General features: G+C 56.6%; 16 protein-coding genes, 1 tRNA gene and 1 pseudogene. 8 read left to right on the top strand and 10 right to left on the bottom strand.

Annotated features, from left to right (window positions below):
* Positions 1–20: 20 nt before the first annotated feature.
* Genes AC2FI9_RS07365 through AC2FI9_RS07350 form a run of 4 tightly spaced genes read right to left on the bottom strand, consistent with a single transcriptional unit; the run spans position 21 to position 3,725 of the window.
* Entirely contained in the window at positions 21–1,055 is a 1,035-nt protein-coding gene (locus AC2FI9_RS07365) for a TRAP transporter substrate-binding protein (protein ID WP_058274157.1), read from the bottom strand.
* Positions 1,056–1,105: 50 nt separating this feature from the next.
* Positions 1,106–2,425, bottom strand: a complete 1,320-nt coding sequence (locus tag AC2FI9_RS07360; protein ID WP_113790362.1) for a TRAP transporter large permease — start codon at positions 2,423–2,425, stop codon at positions 1,106–1,108.
* Entirely contained in the window at positions 2,422–3,006 is a 585-nt protein-coding gene (locus AC2FI9_RS07355) for a TRAP transporter small permease subunit (RefSeq protein WP_496766871.1), read from the bottom strand. The genes AC2FI9_RS07360 and AC2FI9_RS07355 overlap by 4 nt, the downstream gene beginning before the upstream one ends.
* On the bottom strand, positions 3,003–3,725 hold the full coding sequence (locus AC2FI9_RS07350; protein ID WP_496766870.1) for an N-formylglutamate amidohydrolase: 723 nt from the start codon (positions 3,723–3,725) through the stop codon (positions 3,003–3,005). The genes AC2FI9_RS07355 and AC2FI9_RS07350 overlap by 4 nt, the downstream gene beginning before the upstream one ends.
* A 169-nt stretch (positions 3,726–3,894) precedes the next feature.
* On the opposite strand from AC2FI9_RS07350, the gene AC2FI9_RS07345 reads away from it, so the two are divergent.
* Entirely contained in the window at positions 3,895–4,782 is an 888-nt protein-coding gene (locus AC2FI9_RS07345) for a MurR/RpiR family transcriptional regulator (protein ID WP_058274161.1), read from the top strand.
* Positions 4,783–4,860: 78 nt separating this feature from the next.
* Positions 4,861–5,616: pseudogene (locus AC2FI9_RS07340) on the top strand (hypothetical protein); the annotation flags it as partial.
* Positions 5,617–5,623: 7 nt separating this feature from the next.
* On the opposite strand, the gene AC2FI9_RS07335 reads toward AC2FI9_RS07340, so the two are convergent.
* On the bottom strand, positions 5,624–6,298 hold the full coding sequence (locus tag AC2FI9_RS07335; RefSeq protein WP_496766869.1) for a TIGR04283 family arsenosugar biosynthesis glycosyltransferase: 675 nt from the start codon (positions 6,296–6,298) through the stop codon (positions 5,624–5,626).
* Between the two features lie 74 nt (positions 6,299–6,372).
* Between AC2FI9_RS07335 and ygfZ the strand changes: the two genes are divergently transcribed.
* Together ygfZ and AC2FI9_RS07325 are read left to right on the top strand one after the other, a co-directional pair.
* Positions 6,373–7,110, top strand: coding sequence for a CAF17-like 4Fe-4S cluster assembly/insertion protein YgfZ (gene ygfZ, locus AC2FI9_RS07330; protein WP_496766868.1), 738 nt, complete (start codon positions 6,373–6,375; stop codon positions 7,108–7,110).
* 106 nt (positions 7,111–7,216) lie between these two features.
* On the top strand, positions 7,217–8,161 hold the full coding sequence (locus AC2FI9_RS07325) for an ABC transporter transmembrane domain-containing protein (protein WP_496766867.1): 945 nt from the start codon (positions 7,217–7,219) through the stop codon (positions 8,159–8,161).
* Positions 8,162–8,220: 59 nt separating this feature from the next.
* Here AC2FI9_RS07325 and efp read toward each other — a convergent pair whose 3' ends face one another.
* Positions 8,221–8,784 carry an elongation factor P gene (gene efp, locus AC2FI9_RS07320; RefSeq protein ID WP_058274164.1) on the bottom strand — a complete coding sequence of 188 codons (564 nt, stop codon included), beginning with the start codon at positions 8,782–8,784 and terminating at the stop codon, positions 8,221–8,223.
* Positions 8,785–9,002: 218 nt separating this feature from the next.
* Between efp and AC2FI9_RS07315 the strand changes: the two genes are divergently transcribed.
* Positions 9,003–9,323, top strand: a complete 321-nt coding sequence (locus tag AC2FI9_RS07315) for a DUF6280 family protein (protein WP_008757056.1) — start codon at positions 9,003–9,005, stop codon at positions 9,321–9,323.
* Positions 9,324–9,390: 67 nt separating this feature from the next.
* On the opposite strand, the gene AC2FI9_RS07310 is transcribed toward AC2FI9_RS07315, so the two are convergent.
* Positions 9,391–9,960 (bottom strand): cobalamin biosynthesis protein CobQ, encoded by a 570-nt coding sequence (locus tag AC2FI9_RS07310; RefSeq protein WP_496766866.1) that lies wholly within the window; start codon positions 9,958–9,960, stop codon positions 9,391–9,393.
* A gap of 60 nt (positions 9,961–10,020) precedes the next feature.
* On the opposite strand from AC2FI9_RS07310, the gene AC2FI9_RS07305 reads away from it, so the two are divergent.
* Complete coding sequence (locus AC2FI9_RS07305; RefSeq protein ID WP_496766865.1) at positions 10,021–11,478, top strand: cobyric acid synthase; 1,458 nt, start codon at positions 10,021–10,023, stop codon at positions 11,476–11,478.
* Between the two features lie 3 nt (positions 11,479–11,481).
* On the opposite strand, the gene AC2FI9_RS07300 is transcribed toward AC2FI9_RS07305, so the two are convergent.
* The 3 genes from AC2FI9_RS07300 to AC2FI9_RS07290 all read right to left on the bottom strand — a co-directional run bounded on the left by AC2FI9_RS07300 (position 11,482) and on the right by AC2FI9_RS07290 (position 14,488).
* A complete protein-coding gene (locus tag AC2FI9_RS07300) occupies positions 11,482–12,231 on the bottom strand; it encodes a hypothetical protein (RefSeq protein ID WP_496766864.1) in 750 nt (249 codons plus the stop codon).
* Between the two features lie 89 nt (positions 12,232–12,320).
* A complete protein-coding gene (locus tag AC2FI9_RS07295) occupies positions 12,321–13,739 on the bottom strand; it encodes a TolC family outer membrane protein (RefSeq protein ID WP_496766863.1) in 1,419 nt (472 codons plus the stop codon).
* A 95-nt stretch (positions 13,740–13,834) separates the two neighbouring features.
* On the bottom strand, positions 13,835–14,488 hold the full coding sequence (locus AC2FI9_RS07290) for a protein-L-isoaspartate O-methyltransferase family protein (RefSeq protein WP_496766862.1): 654 nt from the start codon (positions 14,486–14,488) through the stop codon (positions 13,835–13,837).
* A 227-nt stretch (positions 14,489–14,715) separates the two neighbouring features.
* Between AC2FI9_RS07290 and AC2FI9_RS07285 the strand changes: the two genes are divergently transcribed.
* Both AC2FI9_RS07285 and AC2FI9_RS07280 read left to right on the top strand, forming a co-directional pair.
* Positions 14,716–14,789: transfer RNA gene (locus AC2FI9_RS07285), tRNA-Cys, on the top strand.
* Between the two features lie 141 nt (positions 14,790–14,930).
* Positions 14,931–16,235, top strand: a complete 1,305-nt coding sequence (locus AC2FI9_RS07280) for a tyrosine-type recombinase/integrase (RefSeq protein ID WP_496766861.1) — start codon at positions 14,931–14,933, stop codon at positions 16,233–16,235.
* The last annotated feature ends 278 nt before the right edge of the window (positions 16,236–16,513 follow it).

The following is a 16,513-nucleotide window of genomic DNA, read 5'->3' as shown; positions in this document are numbered from 1 at the left end:
GCGTCGGGAAGAAGGGTTTCTTAGGTGTAACGATAGGGCCGACCAGCCTTTAGCATCTCGGCGTTGTAACGCTTGAAGATGTCGACAACTTTCGCTTTGGTCTCGGACTCGGCTGCCACTTCGTCCCAGAACTTCACGGCGGCTTCCTCAACGGTTACCCATTCTTCGTCCGGGATAGAGGTCAATTGCATCTTGGTGCCGTTGACGCGCAGGTTGGCCTCACCACCCCAATACCACCACTGACGGTAGTAATGTGACTGATCACAGCAAACCTTGAACAGGGTCTGCAGATCTTCGGGTAGTTCGTTCCAGCGGTCCATGTTGGCAAAGAAGTGACCCGCCCATGCGCCCGACACGTTGTTGGTCAGGAAATAGTTGGTCACATCGGCCCAGCCGACGGTGTAGTCTTCGGTGATGCCCGACCAAGCGATACCGTCCAGTTCGCCCGTTTGAACCGCAACCTCGATGTCTTCCCACGGCAGGGTTACTGGCACGACGCCGAACTGAGACAGGAAGCGCCCCGCCGTCGGGAAGGTGAAGATGCGTTTGCCCTTCATATCCGCCAGGGAGTTGATCGGGTCCTTGGTCGCAAAGTGGCACGGGTCCCATGCGCCAGCGCTGATGTGTTTGACGCCGACCTTGGAGTATTCCTCGTCCCAGATCTCGTTCAGGCCCCACTGGTTGAACAGCACAGGCACGTCCAGAGAATAGCGCGAAGCGAACGGGAAATAGCCACCGAACACAGTTACTTCGGTAGGTGATGCCATCGAGTCATCGTCCGACTGAACCGCGTCGATGGTGCCTTTCTGCATCGCCCGGAACAGCTCTCCCGTGGGAACCAGCTGATCAGCATAGAACAGCTCGATCTGCATCCGGTCACCGGCGATCTGGTTGAACATCTTGATCGCAGGATCAATCACATGCTCAGCCAGCGCAGGACCTGCATAGGTCTGCATCCGCCATGTGATCGTGTTCTGCGCCAAGGCAGGCGTCGCCAGTGGTGCGGCAGCAACGCCAACCCCAGCGGTTTTCAGAAACTTACGTCTTGTCGTCATGTCAATTCCTCTCCGTTAAAGTTTCTGTGCCCGTTCACCGAGCATTCTTATTAGTTTCCATAGACATACCCGGGCAACCACAGAGCGATTTCCGGGAAAATCATGATGATTGTCAGCGCCAGCACCATCACCGCGACAAAAGGAAAGATCGAACCATAGATGTCCCGCAGGGTGATCTCTGGCGGGGCCATCGCGCGCATCAGGAACAGGTTATAGCCAAAGGGCGGCGTCATATAGGCGATCTGCGTCGTGATCGTATAAAGCACCCCGTACCAGATCAGATCAAAGCCCAACTCGCCGACCAGCGGGACATACAGCGGTGCCACGATGACCAGCATTGCTGTATCGTCCAGGAACGTGCCCATGACGATAAAGCTTAGCTGCATCAGGATCAGGATCATCCAGGGTGACAGGCCCAGCTGGTCTGTGAATAGGTTGTCGATGGCTTTCACCGCGCCGAGACCGTCAAATACGGCCCCAAAGCCCAGCGCGGCCAGAATAATCCACATGAACATGCAGGAAATGGCCAACGTCTGCTTGGTGCAGTCTTCGAAAATCTTCCAAGTCATGCGGCGCTTGATGACGGACACAGCCAGAGCGGTCAGCGCTCCGATCGCCGAGCTTTCCACCAGCGAGGTCCAACCATTCACAAACGGTACCATCATCGCCGCGAAGATTATCAGCGGCAGCGCCCCTGCTCCCAACAGCCTGATTTTTTCGGCCCATGGCACCTCATGCGCGTCTTCCATTGCGGGTCCCAGCTCGGGCTGAATGCGGCAGCGAATCCAGATGTACAGAATGAACATCGCGGCCATCAGAAGACCCGGGATAATCCCCGCCAGCCACAGTTGCCCGACAGGTTGCCGCGCGATCATCGCATAGAGGACCAGAACCACCGAGGGTGGAACCAGAATACCAAGACTAGAACCCGCCTGAATGACCCCGGTCACCATCGTCTTGTCGTAGCCGCGCCGAAGCAGTTCCGGCAGCGCAATGGTCGCACCAATGGCCATACCCGCAACGCTGAGGCCGTTCATGGCCGAGACCAGCACCATCAACCCGATAGTGCCGATGGCCAGACCACCATTGATGGGCCCCATCCAGACGTGGAACATCTTGTACAGGTCATCCGCCAGCCGGCTTTCGCTGAGCACATAGCCCATGAAAATGAACATCGGCAGTGTCAGCAGCGGATACCATTTCATCAGCTTCATCGCGGCCGAGAACGTGATGTCCTGCCCGCCTGTGCCCCAAAGCGCCAGCGCGGCAATGGTAGCCACCGCGCCAATCGCGCCAAAGACCCGCTGACCTGTGAACAGCATCAGCATCATCAATGCGAACATGAAGATGGCGATATATTCCTGGCTCATGCCCGCACGACCCCGATTTCCTGCCCGTTGATCCGGGCTATGTCTTTGAAGAATTCCGATATCGCCTGCAGCAGCATCAGGAAGAAGCCGAACACCATGATGGTTTTTACTGGCCAGATATACGGCCGCCACGCTGTTGATGAGCGTTCAAGCCGGCCAATTTCCTCACTGCCTGTCAACAGTCCAAAAAAGTAGGAGACCGGTTCATCGCCCCAATAGCCAAGGCTGTAGGCCGTCGACCCAAGCCCGCCATAAAACAATACCCCCAGGTAGAAGATCAGCAGCAGAACGGTGAAGGCATCGAACCAGGCTTTCCGGTGCGGGCTCCAGTTGTGATAAAACAGGTCCATTCGGACGTTCGATCCCAGCTGGATCGAATACGGTCCGCCCATAATGTAATAGGTCACCATCGCAAACTGCGCCATTTCCAGCGTCCAATGCGATGGCACGAAAAACGTTTTTGAGATCGAGGACCACAGCAGGATGCCCATCATGACAAACAGGCCCCACATCATGACCCGCCCGATCCGGTAATTCACCGCATCGACGACCCGCACATATGACGCCATCGCTTTGATCACGCCGCGCCCCCTTTCTGAAAATCTGCAAGGGTCCGCGCGATCCAGGAAACCAGGCAATCGGCCATAGCCTCCTGCTGCTCGGGCGTTTGTATCAGGTCATTGCGGATCTCGATCATGACGTTCAATAGCCCGTTCGGCAGCGCCTGCGCGTCAAGTGTATGGGCAACCCCGTCCGCCGCCGAATACGGCTCATTCAAGCGAGTCTCATAGGTTTGGTCGGCGGGTGCTGTCGTCATCATTGCCCGGGCGAACCGGTCATCCACCCCGTGTAATATGCCCAGTTCCACCTCACGCGTCTGACCATGGTAGACTGGTGTAAAGCTGTGGACCGTCACCATAAGTTCAAGCGTATCCCCATTTTGGGAGATCAGGTCAGACAGTGCCTTGCGGAAGGGCTGGTAGATGCTCTCAATCCTGCCTTCACGCTCTTCCTCGGACAGATCGACATTCGCTGGGATTTGATAGTCCTCGCTGCGCGCCGGCATGGCCCCTGCGGCTTCAGGCGGGCGATTGCAGTCATAGACCAGCCGGGACACCCCGCCATACACCAGAGGTGCCGACAGGCGTGCCGCCATCAGCTTGGCCACAGCCAATGCCCCGGGATCCCACGCGATGTGGCTTTGCAGCGCGCCCACAGGCAAACCCATATCCCCCAAAAACGCGGGAATGCGGCTGGACGCGTGTTCGCAGACCAGCATTACCGAAAGGGGACCATCCACTGTGTCCGTGTGAACGACTGTTCCGAAGTCCAAAATACCGCCTTGCGATTCCAATTAAGATGCGTGTGGAAAAATTTCCACAAGAGACCTTAACCTGTCAATATTTTTCCTGTATAAATTTCACCACTCTTGATATTGCTGAAAAATTATTCACACTAAGATCGAAAAGATGCAGGAGGAACGCCGCGTGCGGGTGACGGACAGGCTGCTGGCCCACAAAGACAAGATGACCCCATCCGAGCGTCAACTGGTAAGTGTATTGCTGGACGACTACCCTATGGCCGGTCTCGGCAGCATCACCGAACTGGCCAGCGCGGCCTCGGTGTCCACCACGACAGTCGCGCGGATGCTGCAAAAGACCGGGTTTCAAGGTTACCCGCAGTTTCAGGCCGCCCTGCGGGGCGAAGTGAAAGAAATGATCTCGGGGCCGGTCGCCAAACGTGACTTGTGGCAAAACGATCTGCCTGAAGAGCATATCCTGAACCGGTATTCCCAACAGACACTCGCCAATCAAAAACGCACGATTGATGAGGTTGATCCAGACGAATTCGACAGTTTCTGCAACTTGTTATGTGACCCCAACCGGCGCATCTTTATCACCGGTGGACGCATTACCGGCACGTTGGCCCAATACCTGTACCTGCACCTGCAGATGATCCGCCCCGACGTGCGGCTGCTTCCCGTTGCGGCATCGTGGACACACGATTTGCTGGACGTACGCAAAGACGATGTGCTGGTCGCACTGGATGTTCGCCGATATGAAAACGCGTCCCTACTGATCGGCCAGCTGTGCCATGAACGCGAGGCTGAAATTGTTCTGTTCACCGATCAGTGGCGCTCACCCATTCATCGGCTGGCCAAACACACCTTTGCGGCGCGTATTGCCGTGCCGTCGGCGTGGGATTCAATGGCAGCCATTCTGGTTTTGATGGAATGCGTCATCGCCGAAGTACAGGAAAGGCTGTGGGATTCGGTTAAAGAGCGCACAGATGAGCTGGAACAGGCCTTTGACCGCACCAAACTGTTCCGGAAATTCGGCCAAAGCTCGGGCTCATAACGGCTTTTTACCACCCAAACGGAACAACTGAGCGTGAGGAGTGTTGCCAGCCGCATAGCAGGCCGTCACTTTGAAGGCATGAGTTTCGTGACCCAAAACCAACTACCGCTTTTGATCCTGTTCTTTCTGATTGGATTGATTGGCACCGCCTTTCTTTTCCGTAAACCCGCCGGGCATCGCGCCTGGAAACTCGCGGACCTCGTCTGGGTTGTACTGGGTGGCGTTGGCGCGCTGGTCGCGGTTTTGGCCGGGCTTTACACTTCGGATAGCTCGCGACTGGACCGCCAGATAGACGTGGCTTACGCCGCCGGGCTGGCCTTTGACCGCGATGCCGCGCGGTTCCGCCTGCGGTTCTGCGACCCGGCCTTTGACCCGGATACTGCTATTCTGTGCGAAAAGGTTGAATTCCTGTCGGCCTCAACCGCCAGCAATGCCGACCTGCCATTGTTCATCGCAGTCACAAATGAGGTCGCGCCACTGCAGGGGCTGCATTTTTTGTTTGGCAGTCAGGCAAAAGACGAACAGGACGAAATGCGCGCAATGGCCGACAAGGCTGATGCGTTCAACATCGATCAGTTCCTAGTCTTTACCACTCTGGACGACATAACACAGGCCGCGATCGACAACATGCGCCGCAAGGTTCCCGCGATTGCCGGTGACTATCTGATCCTGGCGCAAAGCTATGATGATCTGGTGGAACAGGTCGGCAAGTTGAAGGACGAATGGGAATACCTGCAAGACAATGCGCACATACTTGTGCTGCAGATCATCGCGTTATGTCTGGTCAGTTTCGCAGCGCCGTTCCGGCTGGGCAAGTCCGTGGTCGAGCTGCGCGCGTCGCTCAGCGCCGATAGTCCTGCGCCAGCTTCGCAGGATCTGCCCCCAGAAAATACCGCGTCAGAGTCCACAGGTTCCGCCCTCCCCGACGCAACCAGCCCGCACGCTCATAGCGATCCGCGCTCGTAACTGCCCGGCTGGGCAGCAAGGTGATGCCGCGCAAGCTGCGGACCAAAGCGACGTCCTCCATCAAGGGTTGATCGGGAAAGCCCCCCGCCTTTCGATACATCTCACTCGGGACCAACAGGCCCTGATCGCCATATGGCAGGCCAAACAGGCGACTGCGCAGATTGGCCCAACCCGCCACCCATGCCGGCGCAAAGCCTGACGCCCGAAACGCCAAGCGAAAAGCAGCCGGGGTTCCGGTGAAAAGATGGTCGACTACAACCTTAACCCACCCTGCTTGCAAAACTGTGTCGGCATGCAAAACAAGCAGCCAGTCCCCTTTGGTTGCTGCGCATCCTCTGGCCAATTGCCCCCCGCGCGAAGGTGGCCCGGTCACGATCTCAGCACCGGCCTCATCCGCAATCTTTAAAGTCAGATCAGTCGACCCACCGTCCGAGACGATCAATTCGCGGATCAGCCCCGCATGCAGGCCTTCCATCAAGGCCGCAAGGGTCGCGGGAAGGGTTCCTTCCGAATTCAGGGTCGGGATAACGATGCTAATCGGCGCAGGCACGGCGGAAACCCTCTGGTCATGGCAGCGGAAACCCCTATATCACGAGGTCCGAGGAAAAGACGAGGACAACCCAGATGCCCAACCGCCGTATATTGCGCCTGAGCGGCTCGGACACCGACAGCTTTCTTCAAGGGTTGATCACCAACGACATCGCAGGATTAGACAATGGGCTGGTCTACGCCGCTCTGCTGACCCCACAAGGCAAATACTTGGCGGACTTCTTCCTGAAGCGCGAGGGCGACGCGGTTTTACTGGATGTTGCCGAAATCCTTGCCGATGGATTTGCCAAACGGTTGGGCATGTACAAACTGCGTGCAGATGTCAGCATCGAAGACAGTGGCCTGAACCTGCAGCGCGGTACTGGCCCTGCCCCCGAAGGTGCCCTACCCGACCCGCGCCATCCAGACATGGGGTGGCGGGCCTATACTGCGGGTGCGGAAAACGACGACGATACAGATTGGGATGCAATTCGCGTGCGACACTGCATTCCGGAAACCGGCATCGAACTGACCCCCGACAGCTATATCCTTGAGGCCGGGTTCGAGACGCTAAACGGCGTGGACTTCAAGAAAGGCTGCTATGTCGGGCAAGAAGTCACCGCGAGGATGAAACACAAGACCGAGCTGCGCAAAGGCTTGCGTGGCGTCAGCGTCAGTGGTTCAGCACCAGTTGGAACTGCAATTACTTCTGGCGGAAAACCGGCCGGTACATTGTTCACCCAATCCAATGGCCGCGGGATCGCCTATTTGCGATTGGACCGCGTAGGTGACGACATGCAGGCTGGTGACGCCACCATACAGTTGGACACTTAACGTGTTGCCGAACCGGCACGGCTGACCAGCTGACTGAATTGGCGTGGTTTGAACATAGCCAAGTGCGCTGTCACACTGGTTTGAATTCAGCAATCCGGATGCACGTATGTTCCAGCTATACAGGGCAATCTGGCGCGCCAGCGCCGGACGGCAGATCATCCTCATCGTTCTGTCCATCGCGATCGCGGGTCTGGCTGCAGTTCCGCTGGAGTTTCAGCGCGACATCATCAACCACCTGACCTCAGCCGACGTAACTACGGACAAGCTGATCTACCTGGGTGCCGGAATGATGTCGGTCATCTTACTCAGCCTCGCCCTAAAGTGGCTTTTGAGCTATCGCGCAGGAACGTTGGGCGAAGACCTGATCCGCATGATCCGCCAAAGGCTGCTACTGCGCGCCTCAGATATCAATGTCTCGGGCGAAACGATGCGCAAGGGCACGATGACCACGGCGATTTCAGCCGAGGCAGAAGAGCTGGGGAAATTCGCGGGCGGCGCTTTCTCGGACCCGGTCGTTCAGATCGGCACGTTGATCAGTGTGATCGGCTATATCTCGTCAACGCAACCGGGGCTGGGCATGATCGCCTTTTCGATGATCGTGCCGCAGATCATCATCGTGCTGGTATCCCAACGCAAGGTGAACGTGTTTGTCGCCGAACGTGTCCGGATATTACGCGGAGCCAACGATAAGCTGAATGTCGAGCGGATCAACGAAGTCGCGCGCGAGGTTGAGGCGCAGTTCGACGATATCTACGAAACGCGGCGCAGGATGTTCATCTGGAAACTTTCTGCCAAGTTTCTGTTGAGCGTCATAAACGGAGCGGGAACCGTTGGCGTGCTGATGCTGGGTGGCTATTTGGTTCTGAACGGGAAAACGGATGTCGGCACTGTTGTCGCCGCCACAAGCGGCCTCAGCCGCATTCAGGGGCCCACAGCATTCCTGATCGCCTTTTACCGGCAGGTCAGCGCCAATCGCATCAAGTATGAACTGATGCTTGAACTGTTTGGCCCCAACCCCGAACGGTATCGCCAAATCAGACGGGGCAACTGACAAAAAAAACCGCGCGGCACGGGTCCACGCGGTTTTTCTTTACTCTGGCAAACGCGTGGTTAGGCGCGCTCGGAATAATCCATGGTTTCGGTGTTCACCACGATCATCTCATCCTGGCCGACAAATGGCGGCACCATGACTTTGACACCGTTGTCCAGAATGGCTGGCTTGAACGAATTCGCGGCGGTCTGACCTTTGACCACAGGCTCGGTCTCAACGATCTTGCAGGTCACTTTCTGAGGCACCGTAGCGTTCAGAGCCTCGCTTTCATAAAATTCGACGACAATTGTCATGCCGTCCTGCAGAAACGGGCGGCGTTCGCCCAGCAGTTCTGCCGGTAGTTCGATCTGCTCATATGTCTCGGAATCCATGAACACCAACATGCCGTCAGATTCGTACAGAAACTGCTGATCTTTCTGTTCAAGACGCACGCGTTCCACTTTGTCAGCCGAGCGGAACCGCTCGTTCAACTTCGAGCCATTGCGCAGATTGCGCAGTTCGACCTGCGCAAAAGCGCCGCCTTTACCGGGCTTTACGTGGTCAACTTTGACTGCGGCCCACAGCCCGCCGTTATGCTCAAGCACATTTCCGGGGCGAATTTCGTTCCCATTTATCTTGGGCATGACTTAAATCCTTCACAAACGGTTGATGCGTCAGTTCCCGCTCCTATATCTGGCGGGAACACACCTGACAAGATGACGAGACCTAGTGCTGCACTTGCAGCAAGCTATGCAAATGACGCAACGCAACTATGCATTTTAAGTGTATCCGAATCGCACTTAATCGGTCATAAGAACCGTCACGCCGAAAATGCAAGAGCAAGAACAACAAGGAAGACGAGATGAGAGATTTCGTTGACGGCACTGCCTTTAATAACGAGCAAGGCAATCGTGCACGCAAACTTTTCGCGGCCGTCGTACTGGCTGCGCTGGATGACGCTATTGCCGACGACAAGAAGTATGGCAATGGCCCGGAACAAATCGCCCGTTGGGCGCGTTCTCGTGATGGTCGCGAAGTACTGTCGTGCGCGGGTATCGACCCGAATGAGCGCGTTGTTGGCGGACTGATGGAGTTCGTTGGACGTGGTGTACGCACCTCGGTTGCACTGTCGCGTGAAGAAAGCGAACGTCGCAACGCGGCCCAACAAGCAGAAGCCGCCTGATCCAAGGTGACTTTCGCATGAAAAAGCGCGCTCCCTAGCTGTGAGCGCGCTTTTCTTATGCCATCAATCAAAAGAACAACAGCCACTGCCGCGCGACCCACAGTTCGGCCATCAGCAGCGCGGCAAAGAACGTTTTCGCCCAGATGGACATGCCGCGACGCCACAAAACGGCGTAACACGCGACACAAAGCACGGCCGAAATTGGTGCCACCCATAAGGCGTGATGCGTGCTGTCCCAATAGCTGACGGGGCTGTGAAACACCCAATTACTGAATGGCCAGAACTGCGGCCGCCCGTCCCCGGCATGCAACAGAAAATCCATTGAAAGATGCAGCAACCCGGCGGACACCCCAACGGTCCAGACCTTCCAGCGCATCCACACTCCAACAAGCAAGGCAAGCCCCCAAAGGACAAAGGAATTGTCGATCGCAAACACTGTCTGCCAGCCGTCAGAAAAGTAGAGCTGATCGAAGACCACGCTTGGGGCTATCCCAAGCACGAAAAGGGATGTACCTGCCATCACATAGAGTAACAGGTCCGGCAATAGCGAACCCAACAGAGCGGCCCACAGGATACGTCCTTGGGCTGGGCGGGCAAAGGCGGCAGCTCCGATCAAAAGATGCGCTGGCGTGTTCAACTTTGGCTTTTCCTTTGCCCGCAAATCAGGTCATCTGCGCGTCAACATAGGAGACAGGCCATGGTTCGGTCCATCATGATTCAGGGCACCGGCAGCAATGTTGGGAAATCGGTTCTAGTGGCCGGTCTGGCGCGGGCTTTTACCCGGCGCGGGTTGCGCGTTGCACCGTTCAAACCACAGAACATGTCGAACAATGCCGCCGTCACCGAAAATGGCGGAGAGATCGGGCGCGCACAGGCTTTGCAAGCGTTGGCGGCGCGGCGTGCGACGCATACGGACATGAACCCGATTCTGCTGAAACCGGAAACCGACACTGGCGCTCAGATCATCGTACAAGGCCAACGCGCGGGCACGATGAAAGCGGGCGATTACCGCAAGGATAAAACCAAACTGCTGGGCGCGGCACTTGAAAGCTTTGACCGCTTGTGCAGTGACGCGGATCTTGTCCTGATCGAAGGTGCGGGCAGCCCGGCCGAAACCAACCTGCGCAAGGGTGACATCGCCAATATGGGATTTGCGCGCGCTGCAGGCGTACCGGTTATTCTGGTAGGTGATATTCACCGCGGGGGGGTCATTGCCCAGATCGTGGGCACCCAGGCGGTATTGGATGCAGGCGATCTTGAGATGATCCGGGGTTTTGCCGTCAATCGGTTCAAGGGCGACGTATCCCTTTTCGACGAAGGTCGCGATGAAATCGCTGCACGTACCGGATGGCCCTGTCTCGGCGTCGTTCCCTGGTTCCATGATGCGTGGAAACTACCGGCCGAGGATATGATGGATATCCGGTCCCACTCTGGCGGGGCCTGCAAGGTGGTAGTTCCGCAGTTGGAACGCATGGCCAATTTTGACGACCTCGATCCGCTGTCTGCCGAACCCGGTGTCTCGGTCGAAATCGTGCCAGCAGGACGCCCCCTTCCCGGTGATGCCGATTTGGTACTGCTGCCCGGCAGCAAATCCACCATCGGTGATCTGGCTTACTTCCGGGCGCAGGGCTGGGACATCGACCTATATGCCCATGTCCGCCGGGGCGGCCATGTTCTGGGCCTGTGCGGCGGCTATCAAATGCTGGGCAAGACGATCGCTGATCCGGATGGCGTCGACGGACAACCGGGGACTGTGGAAGGGTTGGGCCTGCTGGATGTTGAGACCGTGATGGCAGGGAAGAAACAGGTAACGCTCACTTCAGCCCGCGCCCTTAACGGAGGAGAACCGGTGTCGGGCTACGAAATCCACATGGGCCGTACCGAAGGCCCTGATTGCGCCCGCGCTTGGCTAGAGGTCGAGGGGCGGCCAGAAGGTGCTGCAAACGCCTCTGGTCGTATCCGCGGCAGTTACCTGCACGGTATCTTCAGCTCGGACGCATTCCGCGCGTCTTACCTGTCGCAGTTGGGCGTGACCTCGGACTTGGCCTATGAAGACGGAGTCGAAGAGACGCTGGACGCGCTGGCGGATCACCTTGAACGGAATATGGATCTGGACCGCCTGCTGGCGCTTGCAGAAGCGCCCCAAAGGGCCTGAGCGCTACTCGAGGTCCTGCTCGGCCAGGGCCTTGTAGATTTCGCGCCGAACCATCTTGCGGACGTTGCGGGTGATGCGTTCGCCCAAAACACCCTGCAATTCTTCACGAACAACTTCGGCGATCATTTTGCGCAATGCGTCTTCGCTTATGCCAGCTATCGCAGAATCTTCCGCTGCTGCTTCGACAGGGTGAGCAGGTGGTGCGGTGATCACCTCGGGGTCGCGAATGAAAGTTGCCTTGGTCGTTGCCACAGCTTCTTTAGCCTTTGCCTGAGTGGGTTCGGCTTTCTTTCCCCCGGTATCCGAAAATTCTTTGCGTGCGCTGAATTCAAGGGCTTTCGCCGGAGTACCGGAGTACTCGTCTTCGCTGTCGCCGTCCGGCTCCCACTGGTCCTCAGTGCGTGCAATCGCCGCCTCTAGGGCTTCGATCTTTGCGCTCAGGCTGTTGGTCGGGTTTTTGGGCGGCTCTGGCGCGGCTTGTTCTTTGTTGGCGGGATCTTCACGATTTACAATGTCGCACGCGCGCAAAAGCATCGGCTTGACCGACGCGTCGGCCGTGTAGCCTGCTTTGGCTTCGGCTTCAATCTCCGGGCTGTCTTGAATGCTGGACGTTCCGCCGACTCGCAATGCATCGGTAAGCACCAATCGCCCGGGCTTGCGGGCGATTGAAGGCGTGGGTTCAGAGGTTTGCTCACCTCTTTCACCGACCAGCCGTTTGATCGAGGACAGCACGTCCTCTACTCTGCCGTTCACGACTTTTTCCGTCATTGTTCTCTACCGCTCTATCCTCAGGATTGAGTGTAGCCAAACAAGCCGGGCGTCACAACAGATAGTATTGGCTCTTAGTCGCGGCGCAGTGCTTTGAGAACGCGATCCAGGTCCTTGCTTTGTCTGCTGACCTGAGCCGGCGCTTTCTTGACCAGGTTATAATACAGCGTCGGATCATAGATCTGCACCGCCAGCCCCAGACGTTCTGCAGTCAGCAGACCCTGTGCCTGCAACAGCTGGTAGGCGGCGCGCGAACGCTCGATCCGCGACGCGACTTCGGCCAGCTGCGCATCCAGCAGATCCTGCTGGGCGTTCAAAACATCCAGCGTGGTCCGTGCACCCAAAGTGGCCTCTTCGCGAATACCGTCAAACGCCACCTTCGATGCGCGCACCCGTTCGCTTGATGCCCGCAGGCTTGCAGATGCCGCCTGGAAACGGGCATAGGCTTCGGTCACACCCTGAGTGATATCTTTTTGCACATTCAACAGGTTGGCACGCGATGCATCCCGTGTGGCCATGGCGCGGCGCACGCTTGCGGCCAAACGGCCACCAGCATAAATCGGCTGGTTGAAATTCAACGAAACCGTGCCGTCTCTGGTGTTGTCGTCGTTGTCATAGCTCTCGGTGATACCGGCATCGGCATTCAGGCTGACATTCGGACCCAGGTTGGCGCGCTGCTGCGCCACGATCAGATCGAAGGCACGCACCTGGTGCTGAGCCGAAAGAATGGCCGGGTGATTACGCTGCGCAAGGCTGACGGCCTGCGGTTCCGAGTTTGGCAGGTTTGGCAGGCTCGGTTGACCGGCCGTGCGTCCGGGCGATTTGCCAACGGCATTCACATATTCCGCCTGTGCCGTATCGAGGTTACCGCGCGCAACAGCCAGATCAGCTTGCGAGCTTGCAAGCTGGGCTTGTGACAGCGCAACGTCCGTACGCGTGACCTCGCCTACATCGAACCGGTCCTGCGATGCGCGCAGTTCTTCGGCCGATACGTCGACGTTGTTCAGGCGAATCTGTACGGTTTCTTCCTGCAAAAGAACTTCGAGATAAGCATTGGCTCCGCGGAACAGAACCTGTTGTTCGATATCAATAAGGGTCTGCCTAGTGGACAGCACCGTTTCTTGCGCCGATTGCTTGCCCAGAACAGCAGCCCCACCATCGTAGAGCAACTGGCTGAGGGTCAGCCCCGTGAAGAAGTTGTTCGGGTCGGGTCTTGTCACCACATTGTTGACTTCGCGACGCGTGTAGTCGTGGCTAATTGCAACCGTCCAGTTGATGATCGGTCGAAGCGCCGACAACGCGATTGCCACGTCTTCGTCTGCTGCACGCAACAAGGCGCGGTTTTGTTCCAACAAACCGCTGGTATTGTAAGCGCCAATGAATGCGTCAGTTATATTGTCGGCCCAAACGGCCCGTCCCGGCACAAAGCTAAGTGCGACCCCTGCAGTCAGCGCCAGCGCTTTGACCAGCTTCCCTCCCGCCATAGAACCCATAACGAAATCCTCTCAAATCGAATTTACCCTGCTCTGCCTATAGTTTGCGCGTTTGCGTTAAACTAATCAAGGCGGCAGAAAAATCAGCTGTCAAACTATAGCGAAAATACACGATTTTTGGAAAATGTCTGCAAAATCGGTGCATTGGCGTTAAACGCATCCCGCCAGGTCACACGACCCCCTGATTTATGGCCGATACGGACGACCCCCAGCGCACCCTGGACAAAAAGGCAGGCAATTCGCCCATGATCCTTAAGCTGTGCGATCAAAGCATCGGGAACCTGTTCAACGCCGCCTTGGATCATGATCACGTCATAGGGTCCATGTTCAGGGGCACCCAGCCCAAGCGGACCGACATGGACAATCGCATTGTCTGCCTCCGCCTCCATCAGAATGGACTGGGATTCGGCCGCAAGGCTCTCGTCTTCCTCTACGGCGACAACCAGCTGTGCCATGCGCGCAGCCACAGCGGTCGAATACCCCAAGGCCGGAGCAATATCCAAAACCGACTCGTCGGTGGAAATGTTCAATATGTCCAGCATCTTAGCCAGGGTCCGCGGCTCCAGCATGCAGCGCCCGTCACCCAGCTCGATCAATCCCTCGACATAGGCGGCCTCGCGCTGTGCATCCGGCACGAAATTCTCGCGCTTGACGGTAAGCATCGCGTCTATGATGGGAAACTTCGTAACATCAGAAGGACGTATCTGGGTATCGACCATCGTTCGGCGGCGGGCTGCGAAATCTGTCATTGGATCGCTCATCTTGTTCCCTTGGGTGATTGAGTTCTGCCACATCCTTGAAAAACCAGCAACGGCCCAGACACGGAAACTTTCCAATCTTCACAAGATACAACGTCGCAACGGAAGACTAAGTTTGCACCCGACCCTGAAATTTGCGCTCCCCCCTCTGGACGCTCCTGTCGAAAGCTGCTAAAACGCCGGTCACACCACGGCAAGTATTTGATTTTACTTGAAAAGGCGAGTTGGCGGAGTGGTGACGCAGCGGATTGCAAATCCGTGTACACCGGTTCGATTCCGGTACTCGCCTCCAAAATCGGACCGAAACAAAGCTCGCTCGAAAAATTTACTTATTTTTTCCAGTTAGTTACTCAAAAATTCAATTGACTGTCGTCAGAAATCCCGCAACAGAGACTAAATCGAACCGTTTAACGGAGCGCGCGAGAGGATTGCAATGGGGATCGTCAATGCCCGAGGGCGTTACTATTGGGTGAAGCGCGTTCCCAAGCGTTTCAAAGGACTTGTTCGCGGCCAAGATGGACAACCGATCACCCAGGTGCGACAAGCCCTTCATACAGACAGCAAAGCTGAGGCATTGGCTAAAGCTGCCCAAATTGAGGTCGCACGAATGGCGGAATGGGAAGCTCTGGCCGCTGGTGATAGCGGCACGGCCCGCGCGCACTACGAGTCGGCAAAGAAACTTGCTGGAGTGCGAGGTTTTCAATATCGCGCACTGAACACCCTACTTAGTTCGCCAATTGAAGAAATCGTTGGTCGACTAAATTCCCTTGGCACACCTAAAAAGCTTGAAACACCCGAAGTAGTCCGAGCCGTTCTTGGGACTGTGCCGGTCACTCGCCCTGATCTCGAGAGTGTCCTCAATGAGTACATCGACCTAACTAAAACCCGTCACTTGAGTAAATCAGACGCGCAAAAGCGCCGTTGGAAATTGTCCAAAGAGCGGGCAGTCAGGAACTTCGTCTCGGTCGTGTTCCCATCCCATTCACCGCCGATTGATCAAATCACACGCTCAGATGCGTTGAAGTTTCGGAATTGGTGGTCGAAACGCATCGAGACTGATGGCCTGGCAGCACAAACTGCTAACAAGGACTTTGGGCACTTGGCAGAGATTTGGGGAACCTGGTGTGAGCTAACCGCGACCCATCTTGAAAACCCGTTTTCCAAGTTGGCTCTGGACGGCGCAAAGGAGATACAACGCCCATCTTTCAGCCGAGAATGGCTTCAGGACCGACTATTGGCGAAAGGAGCGTTTGACGGTTTAAATTCAGAGGCAGCCGATATCCTGCTGGTCATGATCAACACTGGCCTAAGGCCCTCCGAGGTCACGGACGCACCCCTTGAGGACTTCTGTATTCAAGAAAACATACCTTTTATCAGAATTGCCCCCAATGGGCGCGAGTTGAAAGTTGCACATACACGGCGCGAAATTCCGCTACTGGGCGCGTCCCTAGAGGCCGCGCGACGATTAGTAGCGCGTGGCGGCATCCAGAAATACGTCCGCAAAGCTTCGGGTTGGTCAGCGTTAGTCAACAAATACATGGGGAACAATGGCTTGAAGGAAACGCCGCGCCACACTGCTTATAGTTTAAGACACTACGTTGAAGATGCGCTTTTACACGCAGGCGTAGACGACCGGATACGCGCCGACATCCTTGGACACAAGTATCATCGTCCTGTTTATGGAGATGGCGGCGGCCTCGTAGGTCGTCGCGATGCTTTAGACAAAATCGCTCTTTAGGCGGCCATTCAAATCCAAGGGTTGCCCAATCTCCGTCAGTTGCTGGCATTCCCAATGCGCCGCCTTCCCCGTTGGAAAGAAAATCGGAAACAACTCACGGTCGACCGGGGAGTTTCCAAGACTATGGGCCAGCTTCCCGAACCGCGATGCAAACATGTGCCGAATGAGCAAGCTGCTTAATGCCTTGGGCATAACACTCATGCGCGGCAAAGCAGTCTTTGGTTCAGCGCTATTGGTCTATTTGGTCAGTGCCCAGCTTGGTTTGCCCGGACGAGACA

This window comes from Ruegeria sp. CDSA246, assembly GCF_059611225.1.
The sequence above is the reverse complement of the archived record's forward strand: the minus strand, read 5'-3'. Positions and strand labels throughout refer to the sequence as shown.